The sequence below is a fragment of the Stutzerimonas stutzeri genome, assembly GCF_019090095.1.
Classification (GTDB): domain Bacteria; phylum Pseudomonadota; class Gammaproteobacteria; order Pseudomonadales; family Pseudomonadaceae; genus Stutzerimonas; species Stutzerimonas stutzeri_AN.
In genome coordinates this window covers 1-24,513 of the sequence record NZ_JAGQFP010000003.1, presented here as the reverse complement: position 1 = coordinate 24,513, position 24,513 = coordinate 1, and the positions used below count along the sequence as shown (strand labels likewise).

23 protein-coding genes and 1 pseudogene are annotated in these 24,513 nt (G+C 61.4%); 16 read left to right on the top strand and 8 right to left on the bottom strand.

What is annotated here, in order from left to right; genetic code table 11:
- Nucleotides 1-65 precede the first annotated feature (65 nt).
- From KVO92_RS19940 to trpC, 11 genes and pseudogenes are all read left to right on the top strand, one after another.
- A complete protein-coding gene (locus tag KVO92_RS19940) occupies nucleotides 66-1,319 on the top strand; it encodes an ABC transporter permease (RefSeq protein WP_217477339.1) in 1,254 nt (417 codons plus the stop codon).
- A gap of 67 nt (nucleotides 1,320-1,386) precedes the next feature.
- Entirely contained in the window at nucleotides 1,387-2,214 is an 828-nt protein-coding gene (locus tag KVO92_RS19935) for an ABC transporter permease (RefSeq protein WP_217477338.1), read from the top strand.
- Between the two features lie 13 nt (nucleotides 2,215-2,227).
- A pseudogene (locus tag KVO92_RS19930) lies at nucleotides 2,228-2,452 on the top strand (aldehyde dehydrogenase family protein); the annotation flags it as partial.
- Between the two features lie 187 nt (nucleotides 2,453-2,639).
- Complete coding sequence (gabT, locus tag KVO92_RS19925; RefSeq protein ID WP_217477336.1) at nucleotides 2,640-3,920, top strand: 4-aminobutyrate--2-oxoglutarate transaminase; 1,281 nt, start codon at nucleotides 2,640-2,642, stop codon at nucleotides 3,918-3,920.
- 103 nt (nucleotides 3,921-4,023) lie between these two features.
- On the top strand, nucleotides 4,024-4,698 hold the full coding sequence (gene rpe, locus KVO92_RS19920) for a ribulose-phosphate 3-epimerase (RefSeq protein WP_217477335.1): 675 nt from the start codon (nucleotides 4,024-4,026) through the stop codon (nucleotides 4,696-4,698).
- Nucleotides 4,695-5,396, top strand: a complete 702-nt coding sequence (locus KVO92_RS19915; protein ID WP_217477334.1) for a phosphoglycolate phosphatase — start codon at nucleotides 4,695-4,697, stop codon at nucleotides 5,394-5,396. The genes rpe and KVO92_RS19915 overlap by 4 nt, the downstream gene beginning before the upstream one ends.
- 180 nt (nucleotides 5,397-5,576) lie before the next feature.
- Complete coding sequence (gene trpE / locus KVO92_RS19910; protein WP_217477333.1) at nucleotides 5,577-7,055, top strand: anthranilate synthase component I; 1,479 nt, start codon at nucleotides 5,577-5,579, stop codon at nucleotides 7,053-7,055.
- Nucleotides 7,056-7,200: 145 nt separating this feature from the next.
- On the top strand, nucleotides 7,201-9,387 hold the full coding sequence (locus KVO92_RS19905) for a putative bifunctional diguanylate cyclase/phosphodiesterase (RefSeq protein WP_217477332.1): 2,187 nt from the start codon (nucleotides 7,201-7,203) through the stop codon (nucleotides 9,385-9,387).
- A gap of 290 nt (nucleotides 9,388-9,677) precedes the next feature.
- Nucleotides 9,678-10,271, top strand: coding sequence for an aminodeoxychorismate/anthranilate synthase component II (locus KVO92_RS19900; RefSeq protein WP_217477331.1), 594 nt, complete (start codon nucleotides 9,678-9,680; stop codon nucleotides 10,269-10,271).
- Nucleotides 10,271-11,317, top strand: a complete 1,047-nt coding sequence (gene trpD, locus KVO92_RS19895) for an anthranilate phosphoribosyltransferase (RefSeq protein WP_217477330.1) — start codon at nucleotides 10,271-10,273, stop codon at nucleotides 11,315-11,317. Before KVO92_RS19900 ends, trpD begins: the two co-directional genes overlap by 1 nt.
- Nucleotides 11,314-12,147 carry an indole-3-glycerol phosphate synthase TrpC gene (gene trpC, locus KVO92_RS19890; RefSeq protein ID WP_217477329.1) on the top strand — a complete coding sequence of 278 codons (834 nt, stop codon included), beginning with the start codon at nucleotides 11,314-11,316 and terminating at the stop codon, nucleotides 12,145-12,147. Before trpD ends, trpC begins: the two co-directional genes overlap by 4 nt.
- 194 nt (nucleotides 12,148-12,341) lie before the next feature.
- On the opposite strand, the gene crp is transcribed toward trpC, so the two are convergent.
- Complete coding sequence (crp, locus tag KVO92_RS19885; protein WP_021207029.1) at nucleotides 12,342-12,986, bottom strand: cAMP-activated global transcriptional regulator CRP; 645 nt, start codon at nucleotides 12,984-12,986, stop codon at nucleotides 12,342-12,344.
- 218 nt (nucleotides 12,987-13,204) lie between these two features.
- Between crp and KVO92_RS19880 the strand changes: the two genes are divergently transcribed.
- Nucleotides 13,205-13,627: an OsmC family protein gene (locus KVO92_RS19880; protein ID WP_217477328.1), complete on the top strand. Its 423-nt coding sequence runs from the start codon at nucleotides 13,205-13,207 to the stop codon at nucleotides 13,625-13,627.
- 262 nt (nucleotides 13,628-13,889) lie between these two features.
- Complete coding sequence (gene speD / locus KVO92_RS19875; protein ID WP_217477611.1) at nucleotides 13,890-14,684, top strand: adenosylmethionine decarboxylase; 795 nt, start codon at nucleotides 13,890-13,892, stop codon at nucleotides 14,682-14,684.
- A gap of 54 nt (nucleotides 14,685-14,738) precedes the next feature.
- Here speD and coq7 read toward each other — a convergent pair whose 3' ends face one another.
- From coq7 to hemJ, 5 genes are all read right to left on the bottom strand, one after another.
- Nucleotides 14,739-15,386 carry a 2-polyprenyl-3-methyl-6-methoxy-1,4-benzoquinone monooxygenase gene (gene coq7 / locus KVO92_RS19870; protein ID WP_217477327.1) on the bottom strand — a complete coding sequence of 216 codons (648 nt, stop codon included), beginning with the start codon at nucleotides 15,384-15,386 and terminating at the stop codon, nucleotides 14,739-14,741.
- A 60-nt stretch (nucleotides 15,387-15,446) separates the two neighbouring features.
- Nucleotides 15,447-15,788, bottom strand: coding sequence for a histidine triad nucleotide-binding protein (locus tag KVO92_RS19865; protein WP_217477326.1), 342 nt, complete (start codon nucleotides 15,786-15,788; stop codon nucleotides 15,447-15,449).
- A gap of 366 nt (nucleotides 15,789-16,154) precedes the next feature.
- Nucleotides 16,155-17,072 carry a DUF805 domain-containing protein gene (locus KVO92_RS19860; protein WP_217477325.1) on the bottom strand — a complete coding sequence of 306 codons (918 nt, stop codon included), beginning with the start codon at nucleotides 17,070-17,072 and terminating at the stop codon, nucleotides 16,155-16,157.
- 111 nt (nucleotides 17,073-17,183) lie between these two features.
- On the bottom strand, nucleotides 17,184-18,158 hold the full coding sequence (locus KVO92_RS19855) for an NAD(P)H-dependent flavin oxidoreductase (RefSeq protein WP_217477324.1): 975 nt from the start codon (nucleotides 18,156-18,158) through the stop codon (nucleotides 17,184-17,186).
- 21 nt (nucleotides 18,159-18,179) lie between these two features.
- A complete protein-coding gene (gene hemJ, locus KVO92_RS19850; RefSeq protein ID WP_217477323.1) occupies nucleotides 18,180-18,608 on the bottom strand; it encodes a protoporphyrinogen oxidase HemJ in 429 nt (142 codons plus the stop codon).
- 134 nt (nucleotides 18,609-18,742) lie between these two features.
- Between hemJ and argC the strand changes: the two genes are divergently transcribed.
- Together argC and erpA are read left to right on the top strand one after the other, a co-directional pair.
- The gene (argC, locus tag KVO92_RS19845; protein ID WP_217477322.1) at nucleotides 18,743-19,777 is read left to right on the top strand and encodes an N-acetyl-gamma-glutamyl-phosphate reductase; all 1,035 of its coding nucleotides are present in this window, start codon (nucleotides 18,743-18,745) and stop codon (nucleotides 19,775-19,777) included.
- A 135-nt stretch (nucleotides 19,778-19,912) separates the two neighbouring features.
- On the top strand, nucleotides 19,913-20,263 hold the full coding sequence (erpA, locus tag KVO92_RS19840; protein WP_014851496.1) for an iron-sulfur cluster insertion protein ErpA: 351 nt from the start codon (nucleotides 19,913-19,915) through the stop codon (nucleotides 20,261-20,263).
- Nucleotides 20,264-20,345: 82 nt separating this feature from the next.
- Here erpA and KVO92_RS19835 read toward each other — a convergent pair whose 3' ends face one another.
- Nucleotides 20,346-21,437: an anhydro-N-acetylmuramic acid kinase gene (locus tag KVO92_RS19835; protein ID WP_217477321.1), complete on the bottom strand. Its 1,092-nt coding sequence runs from the start codon at nucleotides 21,435-21,437 to the stop codon at nucleotides 20,346-20,348.
- The gene (locus KVO92_RS19830) at nucleotides 21,437-22,834 is read right to left on the bottom strand and encodes a peptidoglycan DD-metalloendopeptidase family protein (RefSeq protein WP_217477320.1); all 1,398 of its coding nucleotides are present in this window, start codon (nucleotides 22,832-22,834) and stop codon (nucleotides 21,437-21,439) included. Before KVO92_RS19830 ends, KVO92_RS19835 begins: the two co-directional genes overlap by 1 nt.
- 184 nt (nucleotides 22,835-23,018) lie before the next feature.
- On the opposite strand from KVO92_RS19830, the gene tyrS reads away from it, so the two are divergent.
- Complete coding sequence (gene tyrS / locus KVO92_RS19825) at nucleotides 23,019-24,218, top strand: tyrosine--tRNA ligase (protein WP_217477319.1); 1,200 nt, start codon at nucleotides 23,019-23,021, stop codon at nucleotides 24,216-24,218.
- Nucleotides 24,219-24,513: the final 295 nt, after the last annotated feature.

Genomic DNA, 24,513 nt, shown 5'->3' with positions numbered 1-24,513 from the left:
CGTACTCGCACGGCCGATCGTCGATCGGTCGTGCGCCTGAATCCTGAAACCTTGCGGAGTTCGCCATGGCTACTGCCGTCTCCCTGCCTGTTTCCGAACTCGCCGAGCCCAACCTGAAGCGGCGGCTGGCGCGTGCCGAACGCCTGAATCGACTGAAGTCCAAGGCGCTGATCCTGCCGCTGCTGGTGTTCTTGCTGCTCACCTTCGTACTGCCGATCGCCTCGCTGCTCTGGCGCAGTGTCGACAACCCGGAAGTGGTTTCCAGCCTGCCGCGCACCGTTCAGGCGATCGCTGACTGGGATGGCCGCGGCCTGCCGGACGATCCGGTGTATCAGGCATTGAGCGAGGACCTGCTGGAGGCCCGGCGCAATCAGTCGCTGGGCGATCTGTCGAAGCGCCTGAACATGGAGCAGGCCGGTTACCGCAGCTTGCTCAGCAAAACCGCGCGGGCGTTGCCGTTCAAGGCGCAACCGCAATCCTATCGGGATGCGTTCGAAGCGCTCGATGAGCGTTGGGGCGACCCAGCCTACTGGCAGGTGATTCGCCGCAACGACAGTGCCGTCACGCCGTATTACCTGCTGGCCGCGCTCGATCACCGTATCGACGATCTCGGTGAGCTGGCGCCGGTTTCGCCGGATCAGGCGGTGTACCTGGACATCTTCGCCCGGACCTTCTGGATGGGCCTGGTGATCACTGCCATCTGCCTGGTGTTGGCCTATCCGCTGGCCTACCTGCTGGCCAACCTGCCGGCGCGCCAGAGCAACCTGTTGATGATCATGGTGCTGCTGCCGTTCTGGACTTCGATCCTGGTGCGTGTCGCGGCGTGGATCGTGTTGCTGCAATCGAGCGGCCTGATCAACGGTGCGCTGTTGAAGATGGGGCTGATCGATCAGCCGCTGCAGCTGGTGTTCAATCGCGCCGGCGTCTACATCGCCATGGTGCACATCCTGCTGCCGTTCATGATCCTGCCGATCTACAGCGTGATGAAGAGCATCTCGCCGAGCTACATGCGCGCGGCGATCTCCCTGGGTTGCCACCCCTTCGCCAGCTTCTGGCGGGTGTACTTCCCGCAGACCCTCGCGGGCGTGGGTGCCGGGTGCCTGTTGGTGTTCATCATCGCCATCGGCTACTACATCACCCCGGCGCTGCTCGGCAGCCCGAACGACCAGATGGTCAGCTACTTCGTCGCCTTCTACACCAACACCACCATCAACTGGGGCATGGCCACGGCACTGGGCGGGCTGCTGCTGCTCGCGACCATGCTGCTGTACATCGTCTACAGCTGGCTGGTCGGCGCCAGCCGGTTGAGGTTGGGTTGAGCATGGGGGTTCGCAGCGTTCAGCCAATACGGCACGCCATTCGTTTTTCTGCGCAGGAGAACCTTCCATGCTGAGCCCCTACATGTCGCCCGTCGAGCGCGTCTGGTATTACACGCTGCGCATCATCTGCGCACTGGTGCTGCTGTTTCTGATCGTGCCGGTGCTGGTGATCGTGCCGTTGTCGTTCAACTCCGGTTCCTTCCTGGTCTATCCGCTGCAGGGCGTGTCGCTGCGCTGGTACGAGGCACTGTTCAGCTCGGCGGACTGGATGCGCTCGCTGAAGAACTCGTTGCTCATCGCGCCGGCCGCCACTGCGCTGGCGATGGTCTTCGGCACTCTGGCGGCGATCGGTCTGACCCGGGGCGAGTTTCGCGGTAAGTCGCTGGTGATGACGCTGTTGATCTCGCCCATGGTGGTGCCGGTGGTGATCGTCGGTGTGGCCAGTTACCTGTTCTTCGCGCCGTTGGGCATGGGCAACAGCTACCTGTCGCTGATCCTGGTGCATGCGGTGCTGGGTGTGCCGTTCGTGATCATCACGGTGTCGGCGACGCTGCAGGGCTTCAATCACAACCTGGTGCGCGCTGCCGCAAGCCTGGGCGCATCGCCGTTGACGGCGTTCTTCCGGGTGACGCTGCCGCTGATCGCACCGGGGGTGATCAGTGGCGCGCTGTTTGCCTTCGCGACCTCGTTCGACGAAGTCGTGGTGACGCTGTTCCTCGCCGGCCCCGAGCAGATCACCCTGCCGCGGCAGATGTTCAGCGGCATCCGGGAAAACCTCAGCCCGACCATCGCGGCCGCGGCCACCCTGTTGATCGGCTTCTCCATTGCGCTGTTGCTGACCCTGGAGTGGCTGCGCGGCCGCTCCGAAAAGATGCGCACCCAACAACCTGCCTGACCTGGACGCCCACATGACCCTGCGACTCGAGCATCCCGCGCTGTTGCGCCACCAGGCCTACCTCGATGGCCAGTGGTGCGATGCGGACAACGGTGCGAGCACCGACATCTTCAACCCTGCCACCGGCGAGCTGATCGCCGACGTGCCGAACATGGGGCGCGCCGAAACCCGTCGGGCCATCGAGGCCGCGCGTGTCGCACAACCGGCCTGGCGAGCGCTGACCGCCAATGAGCGGGCCGCGCGGTGCGAGCTGGTGGAAAAAGAATCTGTTTCATAGGGCATTTGGGGCGTGCAAAATATTGCACATGCTATTACTGTTATCCGAACGCCCGGTTGGCCCTGCAGTCGATCATCGTATGCTGCCGGCCCGGCTTCCAGGCGTTCATTCAGACCCGTGCCGACGATGAGCGGCTACCGAGGAGCTTATGAGCAAGACCAACGAATCCCTGATGCAACGCCGTGTCGCCGCCGTCCCCCGTGGTGTCGGCCAGATCCACCCGATATTTGCCGATCATGCCAAGAACAGCAGCGTGGTCGATGTCGAGGGGCGCGAGTTCATCGACTTCGCCGGTGGCATCGCCGTGCTGAATACTGGCCACCTACACCCGAAAATCGTCAAGGCGGTGGAAGATCAGCTGCACAAGCTGACCCATACCTGTTTCCAGGTGCTGGCCTACGAACCCTACGTCGAGCTGTGCGAGAAGATCAACGCTCGGGTGCCGGGCGACTTCGCCAAGAAGACCTTGCTCGTCACCACCGGCTCGGAGGCCGTGGAGAATGCGGTGAAGATCGCCCGCGCCGCCACCGGTCGCGCTGGCGTGATCGCTTTCACCGGCGCCTATCATGGCCGCACCATGATGACCCTCGGCTTGACCGGCAAGGTCGCACCGTACTCCGCCGGCATGGGCCTGATGCCGGGCGGTATCTTCCGCGCGCTGTACCCGTGCGCCATTCATGGCGTGAGCGTCGACGAATCGATCGCCAGCATCGAGCGCATCTTCAAGAATGACGCCGAGCCACGCGACATCGCGGCGATCATCATCGAGCCGGTACAGGGCGAAGGCGGTTTCAACGTCGCGCCGAAGGAATTCATGGTCCGCCTGCGGGCACTCTGCGACCAGCACGGCATCCTCTTGATCGCCGACGAAGTGCAGACCGGCGCCGGGCGCACCGGTACCTTCTTCGCCATGGAGCAGATGGGCGTCGTGGCGGATCTGACCACTTTCGCCAAGTCGGTCGGTGGCGGCTTCCCGATCGCCGGCGTCTGCGGCAAGGCCGAGATCATGGACGCCATCGCACCCGGCGGGCTGGGCGGTACCTACGCCGGCAACCCGCTGTCCTGCGCGGCGGCGCTGGCGGTGATAGACATCTTCGAGGAAGAAAAGCTGCTCGACCGCTGCAAGGCCGTGGCCGAGAAGCTCACCTCGGGCTTGAAGGCTATCCAGGCCAAGCACAAGGAGATCGGCGAAGTGCGTGGGCTCGGCGCGATGATCGCCATCGAGCTGTTCGAGGAGGGCGATCATGCGCGACCGGCCGCTGCGCTCACGTCTCAGATCGTTGCCAGGGCGCGGGAGAAAGGGCTGATCCTGCTGTCCTGCGGTTCCTACTACAACGTACTGCGCGTGCTGGTGCCCTTGACCGCCGAGGACGAGCTGCTCGACCGCGGCCTGTCGATCATCGGCGAGTGCTTCGACGAGCTGACCTGATCCAGCCTGTGCGCACCGGCATCCGCAACGGATGTCAGGTGCGCCGCAACCCTGACCCCTCGGGTACAATGCGCGGCATTCCGCCGTGCTACCCGAGGTCGTCATGCAGCCGTTCGCTATCGCCCCTTCGATTCTTTCCGCCAATTTCGCCCGCCTGGGCGAGGAAGTGGACAACGTGCTCGCCGCTGGCGCGGACATCGTCCATTTCGATGTCATGGACAACCACTACGTCCCCAACCTGACCATCGGCCCGATGGTCTGCGCGGCGTTGCGCAAGCATGGCGTCACCGCACCCATCGACGTGCACCTGATGGTCAAACCGGTCGACCGCATGATTGGTGATTTCCTCGAGGCGGGTGCCAGCTACATCACCTTCCACCCGGAAGCCTCCGAACACATCGATCGATCGCTGCAGCTGATCAAGGACGGCGGCGCCAAGGCCGGCCTGGTGTTCAATCCGGCCACGCCGCTGGACGTGCTCAAGTACGTGATGGACAAGGTCGACATGGTGCTGCTGATGAGTGTGAACCCCGGTTTCGGTGGGCAGAAGTTCATTCCCGGCACCCTCGACAAACTGCGCGAAGCGCGTGCACTGATCGATGCCAGCGGATGGGACATCCGGCTGGAGATCGACGGCGGCGTCAATCCGAAGAACATCCGCGAAATCGCCGCCGCGGGCGCCGATACTTTCGTGGCCGGCTCGGCGATCTTCAATCAACCGGACTACAAGGCGGTGATCGACCAGATGCGCGCTGAACTCGCGCTGGCTCGCCCATGACCCGCCTGGAGCAGCTGTTCGACGGTCGGCTGCCGCGTATGGTGATGTTCGACCTGGACGGCACACTGATGGACTCGGTGCCGGACCTGGCCGCCGCAGTGGACAAGATGCTGATGTTGCTCGGTCGTGAGCCGGTCGGCGTCGCCCGGGTGCGCGACTGGGTCGGCAATGGCTCGCGCGTGCTGGTGCGCCGAGCGCTGGCCGGGCAGCTGCAGCATGACGGCGTCGCGGACGAGTTGGCCGACGAGGCGCTGGCGCTGTTCATGCAGGCCTATTCCGGTGGTCATGCACTGACCACCGTTTACCCAGGTGTCATCGAATGCCTGGACTGGCTGCGCGAGCGTGACGTGAAGCTGGCGATCATCACCAACAAGCCGGCGCAATTCATCGAGCCGCTGCTGGAGGAGAAGGGCCTGGCCGGGTATTTCCAGTGGCTGGTGGGCGGCGATACCTTGCCGCAGCAAAAGCCCGATCCGGCGGCGCTGTTCTGGGTCATGGACAAGGCGGATGTCGCGCCAGGCGAGTCGCTGTTCGTCGGGGACTCGCGTAATGATGTGCGCGCGGCGAAGGCGGCGGCCGTGCCCTGCGTTGCGCTCACCTATGGCTACAACCACGGCGAACCCATCGCCAACGAGGCGCCTGCCCTGGTGGTCGATGACCTGCGCGAGCTGGTTGCTTCGGTTCCGGGGCTGCGCTAGTGTGGCCCCTGTTCCGTAATCCGCCTGGACGAGATCAGATCGTGGTGGTCACTCGCAAACAATGGATGAATGTCATCAAGGCCCTGGCCCGTTGGCGCTGGCGCGCCTGACATCTTTCTGCCGGCTCGGCCGGTCCGTTTGCATCCGACCCAAGTAGCTCCCTCCGACCACGAGGCTGACATGACCCGCGAAGAATTCCTGCGTTTGGCCGACCAAGGCCACAACCGCATTCCCCTGTCGTTCGAAACCATCGCTGACTTCGATACCCCGCTGACGCTGTATCTCAAGCTCGCCGACGCGCCCAATTCCTACCTGCTCGAGTCCGTGCAGGGCGGTGAGAAGTGGGGGCGCTACTCCATCATCGGCCTGCCGTGCCGCACGGTACTGCGGGTGCAGGATCACCGGATCAGCGTGACCACCGATGGCGTCGAGACCGAGACCTGCGAGGTCGAAGACCCGCTGGCCTTCGTCGAATCCTTCCAGCAGCGTTACCGCGTGGCGCCGGTCGATGGCCTGCCGCGCTTCAACGGGGGGCTGGTGGGCTACTTCGGCTACGACAGCGTGCGCTATGTGGAGCGCAAGCTGGCGACATGCCCCAACCCCGATCCGCTGGGTACGCCGGATATCCTGTTGATGGTCTCCGATGCGGTGGTGGTGTTCGACAACCTGGCCGGCAAGCTGCACTGCATCGTGTTGGCCGATCCAGCGCAGCCGGACGCCTACGAGGCGGGACTGGCCAAGCTGCAAGCGCTGCGCGAGAAACTGCGCCAGTCGATCATGCCGCGCCTGGGCCTGGATTTCGAAAGCGGAGGCGGCACCGAGCCGGCGTTCCGCTCCAGCTTCAGTCGCGGGGATTACGAACAGGCCGTTGAGCGCATCAAGGACTACATCCTTGCCGGCGACTGCATGCAGGTGGTGATTTCCCAGCGCATGTCGATACCCTTCAACGCCGCGCCGATCGACCTCTACCGCGCGTTGCGCTGCTTCAACCCCACACCCTATATGTACTTCTTCAACTTCGGCGACTTCCACGTGGTGGGTTCATCGCCGGAAGTGCTGGTGCGCGTCGAGGAAGGGTTGGTGACGGTCAGGCCGATCGCCGGCACCCGGCCACGCGGTGCCAACGAGGAAGCGGACCTGGCGCTGGAAAAGGATCTGCTCAGCGACGCCAAGGAGCTGGCCGAGCACCTCATGCTGATCGACCTGGGCCGCAACGACGTCGGTCGCGTGGCCGAACACGGTTCGGTGCGCCTCACGGAAAAGATGGTGATCGAGCGCTACTCCAACGTCATGCACATCGTCTCCAACGTCACCGGCCAGCTCAAGGCGCCCTTGACGGCCATGGATGCACTGCGCGCGATCCTGCCTGCCGGCACCCTGTCCGGGGCGCCCAAGATCCGCGCGATGGAGATCATCGACGAGCTGGAGCCGGTGAAACGCGGCGTCTATGGCGGTGCGGTCGGCTACCTGGCCTGGAACGGCAACATGGATACCGCCATCGCCATCCGCACCGCGGTGATCAAGGACGGCGAGCTGCACGTGCAGGCGGGCGCCGGTATCGTTGCCGACTCTCAGCCGGCGCTGGAGTGGGAGGAAACGCTGAACAAGCGTCGCGCCATGTTCCGTGCGGTGGCCTTGGCGGAGAAAGGCAGCGACTGATCGGTTGAGCTTGGATAGTCAGACCGAGGAAATTGCGACTAAAGTCCGCACGGACAGTATGGTAATGGCATCTGGCTATCCTTATAGTCGGTGGAGGCCGAGCTAGAGCGTTTGGCCATCCACCCTAGCCGGTCTGCACCAGCCGATGTCATTACTGCCCAGTCATTCATCAAGCACCCATCCGCACCACCTGCCGCTGGTGTGGATGCTGGTCGCCGCCCTCACCGGGCTGCTGGTTCTGGTCTATTTGTTGTCGAACCTGGCGGACTTCAACGGCAGTCCTGTGTGGTTCCCGCTGCCGCTGCACATTGCTGTCGAAACCTTTTCGATTGTGGTGGCGGGATTGGTATTCGCCGTCGCCTGGCATACCCAACAGCCGCGGCCACTGTCGAACCCCTTGCTGGCGTGCGCATTTCTGGCCATCGCGCTGCTGGACCTGGCCCACATGCTCTCCTACAAGGGGATGCCCGCCGTCGTCACGCCAGCTTCGCCAGAGAAGGCAATCGCGTTCTGGCTGGTGTCCCGTCTAGTGCTCGCCCTGACCTTGCTCGCGGTGGCCTGGCGGGTCTGCCAGCGGCTCGGCGCGTTGTCACGGCGCACGCTGCTGTCCTCAACGATTGTGCTGGTCGCGCTGGTCGTCTATCTGCAGCTTTTCCAACCGCAGCTATGGCCGCGAACCTTCATCGAAGGGCAGGGGCTGACCCGCTTCAAGATTCTCGCTGAGTGGCTCATCATCGGATTGCTGGCCTTGGCCGCGTGGCCATTCTGGCGGGTGCGGACAGGTGACGAGACGGGCTATTTCGACGGCATGCTTGCCGCGACGCTGGTGTCGATTCTCGCCGAGCTGTGCTTTACCGCCTACGCCAACGTGAACAGCTTCTACAGTCTGTTGGGGCATGCCTACAAAATCGTTTCCTACGGTTTTATCTATCAGGTGGTATTCGTCTCCAGCGTGCGTGCGCCTTACGAGCGGTTGGCAATCGAAATGACCGAGCGCGTCGCGGCGCAGAAGCGTGCCGATTACATGGCTCACTTCGATGGCCTGACAGGACTACCCAATCTCAATTTGCTCGAAGACCGGACGCGCCAGGCTCTGGCGGCCGCGTTGAAGCTCAAGGGCGCAGTAGCAGTGCTGTACGTCGATCTCGATCACTTCAAGATGGTCAACGATTCCTTCGGCCGCACTTTTGGCGATCAGGTGCTGTGCACGGCGGCCACCAGGCTGCAGCAGACCCTGCCCGACGGCGCTGTGCTGGCCCGTGGCGGCGGTGACGAGTTCGTCGTGCTCCTGGCCGATCTCATCGATGCCGAGGCAGCGTCGGTGGTCATCCAGTCCGTGCTCGAGACCTTGGCTGAGCCCTTTGTCATTCAGCGCCAGGAAGTGGTGATGTCCGCTTCCATTGGCGTGGCCGTTGGGCCGGGCGACGGCATGGACTTTCCCTGTCTGCTGCGCAACGCCGAGATGGCGATGTACAAGGCCAAGGAGGCCGGGCGCCGGACCTGGTGCTATTACAACGCTGCGCTCGATGCCGAGATGCGAGGCCGGCTGTATCTGATCAATGGGCTCCGGGTCGCCATCGAGCGTGACGAGCTGTTCCTCGATTATCAACTGCAGGTGGATCTGTTCAGTGGCGAGGTGGTGGGCGCCGAGGCGTTGGTGCGCTGGCAGCACCCGCGTTGGGGCCTGGTCGCGCCTGGGAAGTTCATTCCGGCAGCGGAACAGAGCGGGCTGATCGTCGAGATCGGCCAATGGATCGTCCTCGAGGCGTGCCGGCAGGCCGCACGGTGGCACGCCGAAGGGCTGAGCATCCCGCGGGTGGCGGTCAACGTCGCGGCGATACAGCTGCACCAGGGCGCGCTGGAGCGGACGGTCTCCAGCGCCCTCGAGCAGACCGGGCTGCCCGCCTCCGCCCTGGAGCTCGAGTTGACCGAGTCCAGCCTGATCGAGAACACCGAGCAGGTCATGGTCACCCTGGCGCGGCTGAAAGCGCTGGGCGTGACCCTGTCGATCGATGACTTCGGCACGGGATATTCCTGCCTGGCCTACCTTCGGCGTCTCTCCGTGGATACGCTGAAAATCGATCGCTCTTTCGTCAGTGACCTGCTCACCGACGATGGTCACGCCATCGTCGCTGCCATCATTCACATGGCCGAGTCGCTGGGCCTCAGTACGCTGGCCGAGGGCGTCGAAGACGAGGGTACCGCCGCGGAGCTGCGCCGGTTGGGCTGCCGGCAGGCGCAGGGCTTTTTCTATGCGCGCCCGGCGCGTGCTTGTGCCCTGCCAGCCCTCGTCGCGAGGCTAGCGCATGAGCCGAGCGCGGCCTCGTTGTAACGCGCCAGTTTCGCCCGGGTTGCGCTCTGGTATAGTCCGGTTGAATCGTGGCCTGGCATGGGCTACCTTGCGCCGTAAGCCCTGCGAGACCTATCCGTGAAATTCAGCAGCACACTCCTGATGCGCCTGTTCAAGGCCAATGCCCGCTGGCGTTGGCGCGCCTGATCCTTCGCCGGCTCCATGCCGGAATACCTACGTTTGCCTGTCCCATTGCCCTGCCGTGCCGCACTGCGCCAGCGCGAAGCGTGATGACAGCGCCGGATCAGCTACAAACCCTAGGGTGACGCCCAATGCTGCTAATGCTGGATAACTACGATTCCTTTACCTACAACGTCGTGCAATACCTCGGCGAGCTCGGTGCCGATGTCAAAGTCGTGCGCAACGACGAACTCAGCGTTGCCGAGATCGAGGCACTGAAGCCGGAGCGCATCGTCGTCTCGCCAGGGCCTTGCACGCCCAACGAGGCGGGTGTCTCGCTGGAACTGATCCGCCATTTCGCCGGCAAGCTGCCGATCCTTGGCGTCTGCCTTGGTCATCAAAGCATCGGCCAGGCCTTTGGTGGCGATGTCGTTCGTGCCCGGCAAGTCATGCATGGCAAGACCAGCCCGGTCTATCACCGCGACCAAGGCGTATTCTGCGGGCTGAACAACCCGCTCACGGTCACGCGTTACCACTCGCTGGTGGTCAAGCGCGAAACGTTGCCGGATTGCCTGGAAGTCACGGCGTGGACGCAGCACGCGGATGGCAGCCTCGATGAAATCATGGGCTTGCGGCACAAGACCTTGAATGTCGAGGGCGTGCAGTTCCATCCCGAATCCATCCTCACCGAGCAGGGACATGAGCTGTTCGCCAATTTTCTGAAGCAGACCGGAGGCGCGCGCTGATGGATATCAAGGAAGCCCTCAATCGTATCGTCGGCCAGCTCGACCTGAGCACCGACGAAATGAAAGCCGTGATGCGCCAGATCATGACCGGCCAATGCACCGATGCGCAGGTGGGTGCGTTTCTCATGGGCATGCGCATGAAGAGCGAGACCATCGACGAGATCGTCGGGGCTGTTCAGGTCATGCGTGAGCTTGCCGAACCGGTACATTTCGACACCCACCGTCTGGTCGATACCTGTGGCACCGGCGGCGATGGGATGAACATCTTCAACGTCTCCACCGCCGCGGCGTTCGTCGTGGCGGCCGCCGGCGGCAAGGTTGCCAAGCACGGCAACCGCGCGGTCTCGGGCAAAAGCGGCAGCGCCGATCTGCTCGAGGCGGCCGGCGTCAACCTGGACCTCACACCGGCCCAGGTCGCCCGTAGCGTGGATGCCGTGGGGGTGGGCTTCATGTTCGCACCGGCGCACCACGGCGCGATGAAATACGCCGCTGGCCCTCGCCGCGAATTGGGGTTGCGCACGCTGTTCAATATTCTCGGCCCCATGTCGAATCCGGCCGGGGTCAAACATCAGGTACTCGGCGTGTTCAGCAAGGAACTCTGCCGCCCCATGGCCGAGGTGCTATCGCGCCTTGGTAGTCAGCATGTGCTGGTCGTGCATGCCCAGGACGGGTTGGACGAGATCAGTCTGGCGGCTCCGACTCACGTGGCTGAGCTGAACAAGGGCGAGATCAGCGAGTACCGCATCCAGCCGGAAGATTTTGGCATCAAGAGCCAAAGCCTGATCGGCCTCAACGTCGAGGACGCGCAAGGTTCGCTGACCTTGATTCGCGATGCCCTGGGGCGGCGCAAGACTGAAAACGGGCAGAAGGCGGCAGACATGATCGTGCTCAACGCCGGTGCTGCATTATATGCAGCCGATGTGGCCAGTAGCCTCAAGCAGGGCGTGGAGATCGCTCATGACGCGTTGCATACCGGCCTGGCGCGCGACAAGTTCGAGGAGTTGGTGTCCTTCACCGTGGTGTTCAAGCAGGAGCAAGCGCAATGAGCGTGCCGACGGTTCTGGAAAAAATCATCACGCGCAAGCGCGAGGAGGTGGCCGAGCGTCGCGCTCGGGTCGAGCTCGCCGAGCTGGAACGAGCCGCGGCTGCGGCGGACCCGGTGCGCGGCTTTGCTCGGCGGCTGCAGGAGCAGGCCGGCAAGAAGCAGCCGGCGGTGATCGCCGAAATCAAAAAGGCCTCGCCGAGCAAAGGTGTACTGCGCGAACACTTCGTTCCCGCTGACATCGCCAAGAGCTATGAGGCGGGTGGGGCTACCTGTCTATCGGTGCTGACCGACGTCGATTTCTTCCAGGGTGCCGATGAATACCTGCAGCAGGCACGCGCGGCCTGCAAATTACCGGTGATCCGCAAGGACTTCATGATCGATCCCTACCAGGTGATCGAGGCGCGGGCGCTGGGCGCCGATTGCATCCTGCTGATTGTCGCGGCGCTGGAAGACGGGCAGATGGCGGAGCTGGCTGCAGTGGCCAAGGCTCAGGGGCTCGACGTACTGGTTGAGGTGCATGATGGGGCGGAGCTGGAGCGGGCGCTGCGTCTGGATACGCCTTTGGTTGGTGTCAACAACCGTAATCTGCATACCTTCGAGCTGAGCCTGGAGACCACGCTCGACCTGCTTCCGCGTATTCCACGCGACCGCCTGGTCGTGACCGAAAGCGGGATTCTGCATCGCGCCGATGTCGAGCTCATGGAAATCAACGAGGTGCATGCGTTTCTGGTGGGCGAAGCCTTCATGCGTGCTGAGCAGCCTGGCATCGAGTTGCAGCGGCTGTTCTTCCCTGGCCGCAGCCGGCCGGGCATCGCAAGCGATCCGGACTGATTCGACGGGAGGAACCGACAATCCGCCGGCACGTTGAGCGTCGTTGCGCTCGCCTGGCAGCATGAGAAAAATCAGCTCAAAAATGCGCGTTTATCGTACGTAAACTGCACTTTTCCGCTGATTTTTGCCTTGCTTAGGGGCGCAACGTCTTAGTGGCTGGGATTGTCGGCTTTTTCTACGGTGCTGCCCGGCCGTCAACGCGTACCGAACACCACCATGGTTTTGCCTTTGACGTGGACCAGGCCCTGCGACTCCAGGCTTTTGAGTACGCGTCCAACCATCTCCCGCGAGCAGCCGACGATGCGACCGATTTCCTGACGGGTGATCTTGATCTGCATGCCGTCGGGATGGGTCATTGCATCGGGCTGCTTGCAGAGGTCGAGCAATGTGCGGGCGACGCGGCCGGTGACGTCGAGAAAGGCCAGGTCCCCGACCTTGCGGGTGGTGTTGCGCAGGCGTTCGGCCATCTGGCTGCCCAGTGCATAAAGGATATCGGGATCCTGCTGGGTCAGTTCACGGAACTTCGCGTAGCTCAGTTCGGCGACTTCGCACTCGGTCTTGGCGCGCACCCAGGCGCTGCGCTCCTTCTCCATGCCTTCCTTTTCGAACAACCCCATCTCCCCGAAGAAGTCCCCCGAATTGAGATAGGCGATGATCATCTCGCGGCCGTCGTCGTCTTCGATCAGGATGGTGACCGAGCCTTTTACAATGAAGAAGAGCGTCTCGCAGCGATCACCTGCATAGATGATCGTGCTCTTGGCGGTATAGCGTCGTCGATGGCAATGCGCGAGGAGTTTGTCGATGTTCTTGATCTTGGGCGTGAGTGTAATAGCGACCATGCTTTAGTCCCGGAAGATGTGTCCAATAAGAGGCAGGTTCTTATTATGTTTTGACTGAGTTCTGTAATCAGGCTGAAAGAGCTTAACAGACAGGTCTCGATCGACAACAAAACTGCGACACGAAATCAACTTTAGCGGATTCTTTTCGTCGGATTGCCGACTCCAGCCACGGTCGGCGCTCATGCTAAGCTTCGCTCCTTTTCAACCGGAGTCTATCGATGAAAGCGCGCATTCAGTGGGCCGGCGAAGCGATGTTTCTTGGTGAGTCGGGCAGCGGCCATGTGGTCGTCATGGACGGTCCGCCGGAAAACGGAGGGCGTAATCTCGGCGTCCGGCCGATGGAAATGCTGCTGCTGGGGCTCGGTGGTTGCAGCAACTTCGATGTGGTCAGCATTCTGAAGAAGTCTCGGCAGGCGGTCGAAAGCTGCGAGGCGTTCCTCGAAGCCGAGCGTGCCGATGAAGATCCCAAGGTCTTCACCAAGATCCATCTGCGCTTCGTCGTCAAAGGGCGCGGTTTGAAGGAGGCGCAGGTCAAGCGTGCCGTCGAACTGTCAGCGGAAAAATACTGCTCGGCGTCGATCATGCTCGGGCGCGCCGGCGTCGAAATCACCCATGCCTACGAAATCGTCGAGCTGGGTTGAACCGTTAGCGTCGCGCTGCAGCGCTCTATGCCGCCGCCGCGTAGGCATAGCCGGTACCGGGCGTGCGAATTTGAGCCCATGGGTACTGGAACCTCACGCTATCAATCTGCATAATGCGCGCCCCGTTTTTTACGGGGCGTTTCGTTAGCACACAGCCACGGTCGCAATTGCGAAGAGGTGTATACGGTCCTACGCAGGTACAAAGGTATCTGACGGGCATGCTCAATCACGCGGTGCGCCGCATCGAAGAGAGTCTCCAATGGTGAAAAGCAAACTCAAGCTCCACGGGTTCAACAACCTGACGAAGTCCTTGAGCTTCAATATCTACGACATCTGCTATGCCGAAACCCAGGAAGATCAGCAGGCGTACGTGCAGTACATCGACGAGCAGTATGACGCGAAGCGGTTGACGCAGATTCTGACCGATGTAGTCGACATCATTGGCGCGAATATTCTCAATATCGCGCGGCAGGACTACGAGCCGCAGGGTGCGAGCGTGACCATCCTCATCTCGGAGCAGCCGGTTACGCCAACCGACAGCCAGATTGAGGAATCGCCTGGTCCGTTGCCGGACACCATCCTGGCGCACCTGGACAAGAGTCACATCACTGTTCATACCTACCCTGAGATTCATCCCGTCGAAGGTATCGCGACGTTCCGGGTGGATATCGACGTGTCGACATGTGGGGTTATTTCGCCACTCAAGGCGCTTAACTACCTGATCCATCAGTTCGATTCGGATATCGTGACGGTGGACTACCGCGTTCGCGGCTTCACCCGCGATGTTGAAGGCAAAAAGCACTTCATCGATCACGAAATCAATTCGATTCAGAACTATCTTTCGGAAGATACGCGGTCGGCCTATCAAATGACCGATGTGAATGTGTACCAGGAGAACTTGTTCCACACCAAGATGCTGCTCAAGAACTTCGAGCTGGAAAACTATCTGTTCGGCGATGCCACCAGTAATCTGTCACCAGAACAGCGCGAGCAGGTGGAAGATCGCCTCCGACATGAAATGCTGGAAATCTTCTACGCCCGCAACATGCCGGGCTAAGTAAACGAAAGGGCGCCTCTGAGGCGCCCTTGTCGTATCTGCGGGACGCGCTCGTCAAATCCGATAGGTCGTCTTGGTCATCACCTTGGCCATCAGACTCATGCCGAACTTGATCGGCGCCGGAAAGCGCAGGCCGCCAGCGTCCAGCGCAGCGGTGGAGTGCTGCGCCTCGTCCTCGCGCATTTGCTCGAGTATCGCCCGTGACTTCTCATCGGCTGCGGGAAGCTGCTCGAGGTGCTCGTCCAGATGCTTGCAAACCTGGTCTTCGGTCGCCGCGACGAAACCCAGGCTGATGCGGTCGCTGATCAAGCCGGCAGAGGCGCCGATGCCGAACGACAAACCATAGAACAGTGGGTTGAGTACGCTGGTATGGCTGCCGAGCTGGTGGATTCGCTGTTCGCACCAGGCCAGATGATCGATTTCCTCGTCGGCTGCGCGCTCCATCGCTTCCCGTACGTTTGGCAGCCGCGCCGTCAAGGCCTGGCCCTGGTACAGCGCTTGGGCGCAGACCTCTCCGGTATGGTTGATGCGCATCAGGCCTGCGACGTGACGCGCTTCGCTGTCGCTCAGTTCCGTCTCGTTCTTCACAACGGCCGGTGTCGGGCGATGTGGCTGGCCACTGAAAGGAAGCAGCGTTCGTAGCGCCGCATCGGCTTGCATCAGCAGGCGATCGGCAGGTGAGTATTCACGTTGGTTGGGCATCTCGCCTCCAGGTGTTTCGGAGCAGCCTTGATTGAAAGTGCGCGTCTCGGGTGGCGACGGTCAGCCTGGAGGCCAGTGCATCTGGCGCTGGCCGAGCACATGCATGTGAATGTGGTAGACCGTCTGGCCGCCTTGGTCGTTGCAGTTCATGACGACGCGAAAGCCATCCTCACAGCCCTTTTGTTCGGCCAGTTGTTGAGCGGTAAAGAGGATATGGCCGGCGAGCAGCTTGTCATCCGCCTCGCTCAGGTCATGCAGGGTTGGAATGTGCTTCTTGGGGATGACCAGAAAATGCACAGGCGCCTGGGGCGCGATGTCATTGAAGGCGATGACCTGATCGTCTTCATATATCTTCTGCGCAGGGATGTCCCCGGCCACGATCTTGCAAAATAGACAATCCATGGCGTGTCTCCAGCGATTGGAACGATTGGGCAGTGTAACAGGCCGTTTTGGGCCTGGTCAGCCTGCACCGCGCAGTTAGGAACGTTGCCCCGTCACGGCGCGATTGATCGATGGGGTCGACCTGCATGCTCGGGCCGTGCGCACGCGATGGCTTTCCCGGGCAAAGACCGATCAGCTAGGCCGTATCGGCCGTTACGCCAGCCAGGCACCGTTAGAGGCAACGGATCAGGCGAGGCCGTTACAGGCCATCCGGCCTACTTCGTCGTTGGCGGCGATTGCGGCGAGAAACGTTCGCGGAGTTGCGGCGCGCTGGGCTAAAGCGGCACGTGGTGCTGGCATCGTCCGAGCGTGCGCAGTTGCGCCGCGCTACTGGTATGTCGGTATGACAAGTGCGGCCAAGATCGCAATAAGCGGAACCAGCAGCCAGAGTGCCGCGAGGAGCCGCACAGCCCGGGTATTGGGTGGTTGTGGTGGGCCAAAGCGATTTGCGCCCTCGTTTCCCGGCGCGAGCAGCATCACCAGCGGAAAGATGGCGCCGACCCCCGGCACCAGATTGAGCAGCATGAGCCAGCCGGACCAGCCAATGTCGTGCAGGCGCTGCACGCCTATCAGGGTGCTTGCGAGCAGGATGCCCAAGCCGGCGATCACGGCGAGAAGCGATCCGAGCACCGCGGACATGCCAAACGCCATCGCGATGACTACCCAGAGCCCGGTCGCAGCGGCCATCATCACGGCAGACCAGGCGAGATAGCGCAAACGGCCGATTCGACCCCGCAAGCTAAAAATCTTCAGCGTGCCGAACTCGGCCATCGGCTCGCCAACCTGGGCGCGAGGCGGTGCGTAGGGTTGTGCAGTATCTTGGCTTTCGTTCTGCTTTGACGCTTCGGCCAGCTGGGCTTGCCGGGCCAGGTACTTCTGGATCACGATGCCGCATTGCTGGCACAGGGGCGCAATCGGCTGGGCATGGCCACATTTCGGACATGCCATCTCTTCGCTCTGCGGTTCTTGCGGCGGCCTGTCATCGACAAGGCTCAGAGTCGTGGCGCGCATGGCTTCCGGCTCTTTGCGTGCGCACGCTCCCGCCCGTTGCAGCGCCTCCAGATAACGGTCGGCTTCGGGCGCGCTCAGGTTGCGCTTGATACTGACTGGCCCCTGTCCAAACAGCCGCTCGACCTTGCTGATGTCGACTCTGAACAAGTCGGCCAGGTTGTGCTTGGCCGCTTCCAGGGACATACCCGGTGCCAGTTCGCCGTCGAAGACAATCCTGTAGTGGTCGGCGCTCATCGCCACATCCTTGTTTCCAGGTAAGTCGCGCAAGCGTAAAGCGCGGCTAGGTCGCCAACAAGCGGCGCCCGAGGCGTGCCAGGCCGGGCGTTACGCGCGATGAGAGGTGTGTCACGATTGGCCCATCCAGCGTAGCGAGAGCTGTGCCGCCTGACTGTGTGCGGCGCGGTATTCTCGGTCCAGTCGCTCGATCAGTTCCGTGGCGCTGGGAAGGTCTTCGATTCCTCCGACGCCTTGCCCCGCCGACCAAACGGTTTTCCAGGCCTTGGCTTCGTCGTTCACCGGTTTGAGCTTTTCGCCGTAGTTCATTTCGCCCTTGCCTTTGAGGCGCTCCTCGTCGAACCCTGCCTGTTGCAGGCTTTGCCGCATAAAACTCGCTGGCACGCCTGAAACGGCGGCGGTGTGAACGATGTCGGCGGCATGGGCCTGCAGCAACATCTGCTTGTAGGCATCGGGCGCCTGGCTTTCTCGAGTGGCGATGAAGCGGGTCCCCATGTAGGCGAGATCTGCCCCCAGCAGTTGCGCGGCAAGGATTTCGTGTCCGTGGTTGAGGCAGCCCGCCAGTAGCAGCGTCTTGTCGAAGAACTGGCGAATCTCGGCGACCAGTGCGAACGGACTCCATGTGCCCGCGTGACCGCCCGCGCCCGCCGCCACCGCAATCAGACCATCGACACCCGCCTCGGCAGCTTTTTCCGCGTGTCGTCGCGTGGTGACATCGTGAAAGACCAGGCCACCATAAGCATGCACGGCATCGACGACCTCCTTCACGGCGCCAAGGCTGGTTATGACGATCGGGACTCGCTCCTGCACACAGATGGCCAGGTCGGCCTGCAGGCGAGGGTTGCTATGGTGGACGATCAGGTTGACGGCGTATGGCGCCGGCTCCTGCATGCCCGATAGATGCTGATTCAGCTCTTGCAGCCAGTCACGAAACCCGCTGCTCTCTCGTTGGTTAAGGGCCGGGAAGCTGCCGACCACGCCACTGGCGCAGCAGGCAGCAACGAGCAGGGGGTTGGATACCAGAAACATCGGCGCGGCAACCAGTGGCAGACGCAGACGCGCTTGCAGGTGAGCGGGTAGTGACATCTGGATATCCTCTTAGGGTTTTCAGAAGGGTTTGACCACCACGAGGATGACGATCGCCAGCAGCAGCAGCACCGGAAACTCGTTGAACCAGCGATAGAACACGTGGCTGCGGGTGTTCTCGTTGCGCGCGAAGCGCTTCACCTGTGCGCCACATACGTGGTGGTAGCCAATCAGCAGAACGACCAGCGCCAGCTTGGCGTGCAGCCAGCCGCCGCTGCTGAACAGCGCTGGGTTGAGCGCGATCATGCCAGCGCCAAGAAGCAGCGTGGCGATCATCGAGGGCATCATGATTCCACGGTAGAGCTTGCGTTCCATGACCTGGAAGCGCTCGCGGCTGATCGCATCCTCGCTCATCGCGTGATAAACGAAGAGCCTGGGTAAATAGAACAGCCCGGCGAACCAGCAGACAATGGCGACGATGTGTAGGGCTTTGAGCCACATGTAGAGCATTCGGCGGTTCCTTGGTTTCGATATCGTGGTCGATAGTAGTGGCTGCGAGGTCCGCGCGTCATCTAGGTGGTTGGCCCTGGGCGCGGGCGCCTTTATCATCGCCGTTCTTATTGTTGCAGTGCGCGAGGCAGCTCATGGTCAAGGTCGGAATCGTTGGTGGCACAGGCTATACCGGGGTCGAACTGCTGCGTCTGTTGGCACAGCACCCCCAGGCCGAAGTGGTCGTCATCACCTCTCGCTCCGAAGACGGCGTCAAGGTCACGGATATGTTTCCGAACCTTCGCGGGCACTACGATGGGCTCACGTTCAGCGTTCCTGACAGCGCGACGCTAGGCGCTTGCGACGTGGTCTTCTTTGCAACCCCCCACGGCGTAGCCCATGCGCTCGCCGCGGAGCTGCTGGATGCAGGGACCCGGGTCATCGACCTGTCTGCCGATTTCCGTTTGCAGGATCCCGATGAGTGGGCCAAGTGGTACGGCCAGCCCCATGGCGCGCCATCCCTGCTGCCTGAGGCGGTCTACGGCCTGCCGGAAGTCAACCGCGAGAAGATCAGAACGGCGCGTTTGATTGCGGTCCCGGGCTGTTATCCGACCGCGACCCAGCTGGGCTATCTGCCGTTGCTGGAAAATGGTCTGGTCGATCCGTCGCGGCTGATCGCCGATTGCAAGTCAGGTGTCAGCGGTGCTGGCCGGGCGGCGAAAATCGGATCCCTGTTCACCGAGGCGGGCGAAAGCATGATGGCTTATGCCGTCAAAGGCCATCGGCATCTCCCCGAAATCACGCAAGGACTGCGCCGTGCTGCTGGCGGCGAAGTCGGGCTGACATTCGTGCCGCACCTGACGCCGATGATCCGTGGCATCCACGCGACGCTGTATGCGACCTTGCTCGACACGTCCGTCGATCTGCAAGCGCTTTATGAGCAGCGCTATGCTGACGAGCCGTTCGTCGATGTCATGCCCGCCGGTAGCCATCCGGAAACACGCAGTGTGCGCGGCGCCAACATGTGCCGGATCGCGGTCCACCGCCCGCAAGGCGGGGACTTGGTCGTCGTGCTATCGGTTATCGACAATCTGGTCAAAGGTGCGTCCGGACAGGCTCTGCAAGACATGAACATTGCCTTCGGCCTGGATGAGCGGCTTGGTCTGGGCAACGCAGCGCTGCTGCCGTGAGGCATGCGGGTTCCGTAAATGAACGGCTGCTTGATGGGTGGTCGCCCATTAATGGAATAGTTGACCGATTTTGTAGGAGAAGCCGATAATGCGGCGTCAACGCAGTAATGGGCGCTCCCGCGCCAGGAGAACCAAATGAGTGTCGAATCCTTCACGCCCACCGCGATTCAGTTCAGTCAGGGTGCCGCGAGCAAGGTGAAGAGTCTGGTGGATGAAGAGGGCAATCCGCGGTTGAAGCTGCGTGTCTTCGTCACCGGCGGTGGCTGCTCTGGTTTCCAGTACGGCTTCACCTTCGATGAGGACCTGGCCGAGGATGACACCATCATCGAGCGCGAGGGTGTTAGCCTGGTGGTGGACCCCATGAGCTACCAGTACTTGGCTGGCGCTGAAGTCGACTATCAGGAGGGGTTGGAAGGCTCACGGTTCGTCATCAAGAACCCGAACGCGACCACGACGTGTGGCTGCGGTCAGTCCTTCTCGATCTAATCTGCTTGCTGCGAGCACACCGCGCTATGGCGCGGTGTTTTTCGTTTCGAGCTTTGCATGTTGGGCCCCTGGGCTTTGAGCGTCAGGCCGGGTAGATCGCCCCTAGCACCCGAGCGCCACGGGCACCGGTGACGCTTGGCCGGTTGGCCGCGATGCCCTCGAGGCAGCAATGCGCCAGCCAGGCGAAGGCCATTGCTTCTATCCAGTCGGGCTCTATTCCGTAATCCGCTGTGCTCTTCACGCTGCTAGTCGGAAGCAGTGCGCTTAGCCGTTGCATCAAGGCACGGTTATGCGCGCCTCCACCACACACCAGTACGTCCTGCGTTTCGGGCTGGGCTGCCAATAACGCCTGCGTGATGCTGACGGCAGTCAGCTCCAGAATGGTGGCCTGGACATCATTGGCCGCCACATCAGGAAATGCCGCAAGGCGGGCATCCAGCCACGAAAGGTTGAACAGCTCCCGCCCGGTGCTTTTCGGCCCTTGGGTTGCGAAGAACGGGTCATCGAGGAGCTGGTCGAGTAGCTGATGATTGACGTTGCCGCTGGCGGCCCAGGCACCGTTCCGATCGTAGGGCAGGCCCTGATGTCGGTTGATCCAGGCATCGAGCAGAACGTTGCCTGGCCCGCAATCGAAGCCGCGGGTCGCATGGTGGGGATGCAGCAGGCTGGCATTGCTGAAGCCGCCGATGTTCAAGACGGCTCGGACCCTGCCTTCGTCGCTGAACAGCGCCTCATGAAACGCTGGAACCAAAGGGGCGCCCTGACCGCCTGCGGCCATGTCGCGGCGTCGGAAGTCGGCAACCACACTGATGGATGTCAGCTCTGCAAGCAGTGCCGGCTGGCCAATCTGAATCGTAAAACCACGCTGTGGCTCATGCCGGACGGTTTGCCCGTGGCTGCCGATGGCGCGAATAGCGGAGGCATCGAGTTGCGCTTTATGCAGCAGCTGGTGCACACCGTCGCTTGCTCGCTCGGCCCACGCCTGTTCCGCCACCGCAGCTCGGGCGAGTTCGTCTGGGCCTGACGAGCACAGGTCCAGCAGGTCCCGCTTGAGCTGCCCGGGCATCGGTTCGTAATGCGTGACGAGCAGTCTCGTGGCATCGCTCTGTTCGACCAGGGCGAAGTCCAGCCCATCCAGGCTGGTGCCCGACATCACCCCGATGTAAAGCGGCACTACTCGCTCTTCATGGCCAGCATGGTCGAGCGTTCCTCGTCCATACGCGCCATCAGCGGTTTGCTTAGTTGCAGGAAGCGCTGCTGCTCGTTCTTGGCAATCGGGTCGGCCATTGGAAGCTTCAGCCCGAGCGGGTCGACATGCACGCCGTCAATCTGAAACTCGTAGTGCAGGTGTGGACCGGTGGACAGGCCCGTCGTTCCGATATAACCAATGATCTGTCCCTGCTTGACCGTTGCGCCATTGGTGATGCCTTTGGCAAAGCCTTGCATGTGACCATAGAGCGTGCGGTAGTGATTGCCGTGCTGGATTACCACGGTGTTGCCGTAACCGCCCTTGCGCCCGGCCAGCAGCACTTTGCCATCCCCGGCGCTCTTGATCGGCGTTCCGCGCGGTGCAGCGTAATCAACGCCTTTGTGGGCGCGAATCTTGTTCAGGATGGGATGCTTGCGACCATTCGAGAAGCGGGAGCTGATACGCGCAAAATCGACCGGGGTACGGATGAAGGCCTTACGCATGCTCTTGCCGTCGGCCGTGTAATAGCTGCTATTGCCTTGCTTGTTGGTGTAGCGAACGGCGGTGTAAGTCTTGCCCCGGTTGGTGAAGCGTGCAGCAAGGATGTTTCCGGTCCCGACGGTTTCGCCGTCGACCTTCTTTTCCTCGTACACCACCTCGAAGGTATCTCCTTTGCGTATGTCCAGCGCGAAGTCGATGTCGTACCCGAATACGTTTGCAAGATCCATCGTCAGGTTATGACTGAGGCCGGCTCGCTTTGCCGCCAAGAACAGGCTGCTATCGATACGGCCATAGGCATAGGACGTCTTGATTTCCGGCTTGACCTTCTCTTTCTTGAAGACGTAACCGGAGTCGGATCGCTGCAAATGGATACTTTCAAGCTTGCTCAGGGGGCTGCGAAGCTGAGACAGATTGCCCTGCTCATCCAGCTCGAACTCGAGACGCTGACCGACCTTGAGATTGGTCAGCTGCTTCGCATCCTTACTGCTGGCGAGCACATCGTGCACGACGGATGGGGAAAGTCCTACCTTGGCGAAAACGGTCGAAAGTGTGTCGCCGTTAGCCACGACCACTTGTTTCACCGGTGGCTCTGCCTCAGCGACCTCGGTGGCTTCGCTGGCCGCTTCGGGCTGCTGCTCGGCCTGGTCTATCTGAGCGAAAGGCGTCTGATCGGGCTCGGCAGATACTTCTTCCTCAGCCTCTGGCGCATCGGTGCTGAACTCGGCCGCGGAGTCGATGCGAAGGTCAAGGAAGGTTTTCTTCGCTTCGACTTCGCGGGAGGGGAACACAAGAAGTGCCAGGCTCAGAAGCGCAGCTACACCGCTTGCAGCCAGAAGATGGCTTTTCGGGTAGAGAGGTGCTTTCGATTTTGAATAGGTCATTAGAAGTCTGGAGATGTCTGGCGGTGTTTTGTACAGGAAAAATATCTGTCTAAAATATAACCAAAGCCACGCTGAGGCAACCCTCGCGTTCCCTTGCGGCTTGCTGGTTCGTGCTCGGCGCCGTTGAATTTTCTCGGCGTTCTTGTAAGGTTGACCGCCTTTATTTCTTGGTATGAGGCCTTTAATGAAGTCGGTTCAAGAGCAGCTGTCGGTGATCAAGCGGGGCGCTGACGAAGTGCTTGTCGAGGCAGAGCTGGTCACCAAGCTCGAGCGCGGGCTGCCGCTTCGAATCAAGGCCGGCTTCGATCCGACGGCGCCGGATCTTCATCTCGGGCACACCGTGCTTATAAACAAGCTGCGCCAGTTCCAGGACTTGGGGCACCAGGTCGTCTTCCTTATCGGCGACTTCACCGGGATGATCGGCGATCCCAGTGGTAAAAGTGCAACGCGTCCGCCATTGACGCGTGACCAAGTGCTAGAGAACGCCGAGACCTATAAAAGCCAGGTATTCAAGATTCTGGATCCGGCCAAGACCGAAGTGGCGTTCAACTCGTCATGGATGGATCAGCTGACGCCGTCAGACTTCATACGGCTGGCGTCGCAATACACAGTGGCGCGTATGCTCGAGCGGGACGATTTCAGCAAGCGTTACTCCACCAATCAGCCAATCGCGATTCATGAGTTTCTCTATCCGCTCGTCCAGGGCTATGACTCTGTTGCGCTGCGTGCGGATGTGGAGCTTGGTGGCACGGATCAGAAATTCAATCTCTTGATGGGGCGCGAGCTCCAGCGCTCCTACGGCCAGGAGTCTCAGTGCATCGTGACCATGCCTCTTCTCGAGGGGTTGGACGGCGTGAAGAAGATGTCCAAGTCGCTGGGGAACTACGTCGGGATCCAAGAGGCGCCGGGCGTCATGTACAGCAAGCTGGTATCCATCCCGGATGCGCTCATGTGGCGGTACTTCGAGTTGCTGAGTTTCCGTGACATGGAAGAGATCAAAGGCTTCCAGGCGGACGTGGAGCGTGGCGCAAATCCGCGGGATATCAAGATTAAGCTCGCCGAGGAAATCGTGGCGCGCTTCCATGGAGAAGAAGCCGCTGCGACAGCGCACCGCTCGGCAGGTAATAGAATGAAGGAGGGCGAACTGCCTGAGGACATTCCTCAGATAACGCTTCGCTCTGCCGAAGATATGCCTATTGCCGCGGTCCTTAACCGAGCAGGTCTGGTTAAGAATGCGGCCGTCGCTCGCGACCTGCTTGCATCTGGTGGAGTTCGAGTGGATGGGCAGGTGGTTGACCGTTCGTTCATGTTCAAGCTCGGTAGCACCCATGTTTGTCAGGCCGGAAAGAAGGCATTCGGGCGAATTTTGCTCGAGGCCGAATAAAAGCCAAAACAACCGTTGACGTGAGTTTCTGAGTCCCTATAATGCGCACCTTCTCCGGCGCAGGCTTTTAGCAAAACCTCTTGTAAATCAAGAAGTTAGCGAAAATAAAGGCTTGCACGGACGGCGAATTCGAGTAGAATGCGCCGGGCTGACAGGGTGGTGGTTGAGTCCTGTTGGTGGCTTCGGTCGGGTTGATCGGAAGCGGTTGAAAAGGTGGTTGACAGCGGTTTTGAACGCTGTATGATTCGCCTCCCGCTGACGAGAGACGGATAGTTGATCGGAAGCGCAAGCGGTT

Excerpts from the sequence above, each read along its gene's own strand:
- KVO92_RS19940 (WP_217477339.1), top strand. The coding sequence starts at position 66 with ATGGCTACTGCCGTCTCCCTGCCTGTTTCCGAACTCGCCGAGCCCAAC.
- KVO92_RS19935 (WP_217477338.1), top strand. The coding sequence starts at position 1,387 with ATGCTGAGCCCCTACATGTCGCCCGTCGAGCGCGTCTGGTATTACACG.
- gabT (WP_217477336.1), top strand. The coding sequence starts at position 2,640 with ATGAGCAAGACCAACGAATCCCTGATGCAACGCCGTGTCGCCGCCGTC.
- rpe (WP_217477335.1), top strand. The coding sequence starts at position 4,024 with ATGCAGCCGTTCGCTATCGCCCCTTCGATTCTTTCCGCCAATTTCGCC.
- KVO92_RS19915 (WP_217477334.1), top strand. The coding sequence starts at position 4,695 with ATGACCCGCCTGGAGCAGCTGTTCGACGGTCGGCTGCCGCGTATGGTG.
- trpE (WP_217477333.1), top strand. The coding sequence starts at position 5,577 with ATGACCCGCGAAGAATTCCTGCGTTTGGCCGACCAAGGCCACAACCGC.
- KVO92_RS19905 (WP_217477332.1), top strand. The coding sequence starts at position 7,201 with ATGTCATTACTGCCCAGTCATTCATCAAGCACCCATCCGCACCACCTG.
- KVO92_RS19900 (WP_217477331.1), top strand. The coding sequence starts at position 9,678 with ATGCTGCTAATGCTGGATAACTACGATTCCTTTACCTACAACGTCGTG.
- trpD (WP_217477330.1), top strand. The coding sequence starts at position 10,271 with ATGGATATCAAGGAAGCCCTCAATCGTATCGTCGGCCAGCTCGACCTG.
- trpC (WP_217477329.1), top strand. The coding sequence starts at position 11,314 with ATGAGCGTGCCGACGGTTCTGGAAAAAATCATCACGCGCAAGCGCGAG.
- crp (WP_021207029.1), bottom strand. The coding sequence starts at position 12,986 with ATGGTCGCTATTACACTCACGCCCAAGATCAAGAACATCGACAAACTC.
- KVO92_RS19880 (WP_217477328.1), top strand. The coding sequence starts at position 13,205 with ATGAAAGCGCGCATTCAGTGGGCCGGCGAAGCGATGTTTCTTGGTGAG.
- coq7 (WP_217477327.1), bottom strand. The coding sequence starts at position 15,386 with ATGCCCAACCAACGTGAATACTCACCTGCCGATCGCCTGCTGATGCAA.
- KVO92_RS19865 (WP_217477326.1), bottom strand. The coding sequence starts at position 15,788 with ATGGATTGTCTATTTTGCAAGATCGTGGCCGGGGACATCCCTGCGCAG.
- KVO92_RS19860 (WP_217477325.1), bottom strand. The coding sequence starts at position 17,072 with ATGAGCGCCGACCACTACAGGATTGTCTTCGACGGCGAACTGGCACCG.
- KVO92_RS19855 (WP_217477324.1), bottom strand. The coding sequence starts at position 18,158 with ATGTCACTACCCGCTCACCTGCAAGCGCGTCTGCGTCTGCCACTGGTT.
- hemJ (WP_217477323.1), bottom strand. The coding sequence starts at position 18,608 with ATGCTCTACATGTGGCTCAAAGCCCTACACATCGTCGCCATTGTCTGC.
- argC (WP_217477322.1), top strand. The coding sequence starts at position 18,743 with ATGGTCAAGGTCGGAATCGTTGGTGGCACAGGCTATACCGGGGTCGAA.
- erpA (WP_014851496.1), top strand. The coding sequence starts at position 19,913 with ATGAGTGTCGAATCCTTCACGCCCACCGCGATTCAGTTCAGTCAGGGT.
- KVO92_RS19830 (WP_217477320.1), bottom strand. The coding sequence starts at position 22,834 with ATGACCTATTCAAAATCGAAAGCACCTCTCTACCCGAAAAGCCATCTT.
- tyrS (WP_217477319.1), top strand. The coding sequence starts at position 23,019 with ATGAAGTCGGTTCAAGAGCAGCTGTCGGTGATCAAGCGGGGCGCTGAC.